Consider the following 2,644-nt stretch of genomic DNA (forward strand, 5'->3'; position numbering starts at 1 on the left):
CAAGCGTCGCCTCCCCCTGCGGACCGCTCACACGCACGCCGTCGGGCGTCCAGCCCGTCCAGCGGGTGCGGGTGCGCACCGACACGCCCAGATTGGCCAGCCGCACCATCCAGGCACGCACCAGCGGCGATGCTTTCATCGCCTCGGGGAACACGCGGCCAGAGCTGCCGACGAACGTCACTTCCCCCAGGCCGCGGGCCCAGTCGCGCACCGCCTGCGGCCCGAACGCCTCGAGCGCGGGGCGCAGAAACGCCGACGCATCGCCGTAGCGGCCGAGAAAGGGCTCCATAGGTTCGGCATGGGTCAGGTTCAGCCCCGACCGCCCGGCCATCAGCAGCTTGCGCGCGACCGAGGGCATACGCTCGACCACGGTCACACGCGCCCCGCCCATAGCCAGCACCTCGGCGCAGGCCAGACCGGCCGGCCCGGCGCCGATCACCACCACAGGCAAAGGCATGGGCCGGCGCCTTTACTGCGCCTGACCGCCGAGAACCTGCATCAGCATCTGCACCTGATCGGGGTGGGCACGCAGCAGGGCGACATTGGCCGGGCTCGGTGTCGGCATGCCCGGCGGAAGCTGGCCCTGCGGATTGACCACGGCGAGCGCCATGCCGAAGGCGGTCAGGCCGACGATGAAATCATGGGCTGAAAAGCCATTGCGGCTCAGGACCGGGGCGAGACCCGGGATACCCTGCACCTGCGCGATCGTCTGATCGAGCGTCAGCTGCGACGAATCGGGCGGCTGGATGTTCGACGCGCGGATCTCGGTCATGGTGCGCGCCATGCGCGGCATGAAGTCCTGCGGCAGGGGGAATGCCGCCGCCTGCGTCATCTCGGCACGAAAGCGCGCCTGCTGCTGGGGGCTCATCTGCGGCCCCTGCTGGCCACCCTGCGCTACGACGGGGGCATTACTGACATCCTGCGCGCGCACCTGCGGCGCCACCGACACCGATGCCAACGCCACCGCGCACAACGAAACGACGATCTTGTTCATGCGACGACCCATTCTCCCTGACGCATCAGGGGAGTCGGGACACCCCCCTTGATTCCGTCGACATTGATCCGATCCGAACCGATCATCCAGTCGATATGGATCAGGCTGCTGTTGGCGCCCCGCTCGGCGAGTTGCTCGGTGCTCTGCCCGTCGGTATCGAGCAGGCATTTGGTATAAGCCTGTCCCAGCGCGATGTGGCTGGCCGCGTTCTCGTCGAACAGCGTGTTCTGGAACAGGATTCCGCTCTGCGAGATCGGCGATGAATGCGGCACCAGTGCCACTTCGCCCAGACGCCGGGCGCCCGCGTCGGTGTCGAGCACCTTGCGCAGCACGTCCTCGCCCCGGCTCGCACGGGCCCGGGTGATCGCGCCGTCGTGGAACTCGACGCGGATCTCGTCGATCAGCGTGCCCTGATGGGACAGTGGCTTGGTGCTGCACACGTGCCCCTCGACCCGCGCCCGATGCGGCGTGGTGAACACTTCCTCGGTCGGGATGTTGGGGTTGCAGACGACACCGTTCTTCGCGGCTTCCGAACCGCCGGCCCAGTCGTGGCCGTCGGCCAGACCCACGCGCAGGTCGGTGCCCGGGCCGGTGAAATGCAGCGCGTCGAAGCGCAGGTCATTGAGCATCCCGGCACGCCGGTGCAGGGCGGCGTTGTGCTCGGCCCAGGCCGCGACCGGGTCGGACCCGGTCAGGCGCGACGCCGCGAAGATCGCGTCCCACAGCGCGCCCACGGCGGCATCGGGCGCCAGATCGGGAAACACCTGCGCCGCCCAGGCGGGGGTGGCGAAAGCGACGATGGTCCAGTTGATCTCGAAATTGGTGATCAGTTCCAGCGCCGCACGGCTGACACGCGCGCTGGCCCGGCTGGCGCGCGAGACGCGGTCAGCACTCTGCCCGGCCAGAAGCGACGGGTTGGCGCCGGTGATCGCCATGCGCGCCGCGCCGTTGCGGAACGCCTGCGCGGTGGCCTCCGACAGCCAGCCCGCCGCGTGATCGAACGCGGCGTCCGGCGCGAAGCGATACCGCGCCAGCGTTGTCTCGTCATCGGCGTAGAAGCATGTCACCAGCGACGCGCCGGCCTTGTACGCGTGCTCCGTGATCCGCCGGACCAGCGGCACGGCGTCCAGCGGTGCCGTGATCAGCAGTTCCTGTCCGGAGGCCAGATTGAGCCCCGTGCGGACCGCCACTTCGCCCAGCCGGTCGAGCATCGCGGTGAAATTCTCAGACATCGGACCTCCTTTGCACGGCCATGCCGCGGGCACCCAGTATCGGAGGTCCGGGCGCCACACGCAATGCGCCCCTCCCCCTCAGGGCTCAGACGCGCCGCAGTCGCCCGATGAAAAAGCCGTCCATCCCCCCGCGCTCGCGCCACAGGGCCGGGCTGGTCCGTACCCAGCCTTCGGGCGTCAATGCCTCCGGCAGTCCCGGCAGGTCCTCAGCCGTGAAAGGGTCAGGCACCAGGCCCAGCGTCACCGCATGGCGCATCTGGGCCGGCCCTTCCTCGTCCTGCAGCGAACACACGGCATAAATCAGCCGGCCGCCGGGCCGCAGCATGTCACGCGCCGCCGCGATCAGCGCCGCCTGCCCCTCGGCCAGCGCCGTGACGTCGCGCGGGCGCTTCACCCACAAAACATCGGGATGCCGTCG

The 2,644-nt window shown here is 69.5% G+C and carries 3 protein-coding genes and 1 pseudogene; all 4 read right to left on the reverse strand.

What is annotated here, in order from left to right; translation table 11 throughout:
- Positions 1-457, reverse strand: a 457-nt coding sequence (locus HUK82_RS15825) for an NAD(P)/FAD-dependent oxidoreductase (RefSeq protein ID WP_176614854.1), incomplete at its 3' end; no start/stop codon positions are given.
- 12 nt (positions 458-469) lie between these two features.
- Positions 470-994 carry a hypothetical protein gene (locus tag HUK82_RS15830; RefSeq protein ID WP_176614855.1) on the reverse strand — a complete coding sequence of 175 codons (525 nt, stop codon included), beginning with the start codon at positions 992-994 and terminating at the stop codon, positions 470-472.
- Complete coding sequence (locus HUK82_RS15835; protein WP_176614856.1) at positions 991-2,226, reverse strand: aminopeptidase; 1,236 nt, start codon at positions 2,224-2,226, stop codon at positions 991-993. The genes HUK82_RS15830 and HUK82_RS15835 overlap by 4 nt, the downstream gene beginning before the upstream one ends.
- Before the next feature lie 85 nt (positions 2,227-2,311).
- A pseudogene (locus tag HUK82_RS15840) lies at positions 2,312-2,644 on the reverse strand (rRNA cytosine-C5-methylase); the annotation flags it as partial.

It is taken from the genome of Ameyamaea chiangmaiensis (assembly GCF_013376175.1).
GTDB classification, from domain to species: Bacteria; Pseudomonadota; Alphaproteobacteria; order Acetobacterales; family Acetobacteraceae; genus Ameyamaea; species Ameyamaea chiangmaiensis.